This is a genomic window from Arthrobacter sp. SAFR-044 (assembly GCF_059414985.1).
On record NZ_JBPFDN010000037.1, the window covers coordinates 1 to 987 of the forward strand.

Genomic DNA, 987 nt, shown 5'->3' on the forward strand with positions numbered 1-987 from the left:
CGTTCGGTCCTGCCGGCCTTGTTGACGACTACGCCCAGGAACGAGGTATTAATTGCATTCAGGGTCGCGACGGCTTGGGTAACATCTTCCTGTGTTGTCCGGCCGTCAGCACTGACGACAAGAACCACTCCACTGGTTTTGGCCGCGATGATCGCCGGATCCGCGACGGGCAACAATGGCGGCGTATCGATCAACACGACGGCGTAGTCCGTCTCAGCACGCTCGATGAGTTTCTCCATCGTGGGCGAGCCCAGAAGCTTGCTCGGATTTGGCACCGGGCCTCCGGAAGGGAGGACGTGGAACGCTTCCGCATGGCCAGATTCTTGGACGGCATCGGCCAGTGCCACGCTATCCGACAGTACATCTGAGAGCCCAACAGAACCATCGATCCCAAGGATGTTTGCAATCTGCGGACATCGCAAATCAGCATCAATCAACAGTACGCGAGTACCACTTTCGGCAAACATGATCGCCAGGTTCACCGCGATCGAAGTCTTACCCTCCCCCGCTATCGAGGACGACACAACTACCGTCTGCGAGCCCCCAGCGGTGTTGGTGAAGCGTAACTGGGTCCGCAGCTGGCGAAGGCTTTCTGCCCTAGAGCTAAAAGCATCTCTTTGAACGACCTCGAGTTGATGTTCCACGCTTGGGTCAAAGGCAACAGCACCGAGAATCCTCGCCCCAACAACTGGCTCAACATCGGCTTGGCCTCGAATTCCCCTATCCAGCGCTTGGCGAAAAAATACATAGCCGAACCCGACAAGGAGTCCTAGCAGCCCCCCGAGGGCAAGATTGGCGGGCAGGACCGGCGAAGATGGGAAACTCGGGGCCGAAGCTTCCTCGAAAACACTCAGGCGCACAAGGCCCACGTCCTCGACCCCGTCCACAGCCGAGATCAGCTGCTTAGCGGACAAATTTGCAATCTTCGCAGCTTGATTCGGGTCCGGGTCGGTCGCCGTCAGGATAATGATGACAGTCTCCTCAGGC

At 58.0% G+C, this 987-nt stretch carries 1 protein-coding gene; it reads right to left on the reverse strand.

The window, feature by feature from the left end:
- Positions 1-987 (reverse strand): tyrosine-protein kinase domain-containing protein (locus ACR65J_RS21025; RefSeq protein WP_440172741.1); only part of this gene is annotated, 987 nt, incomplete at both ends.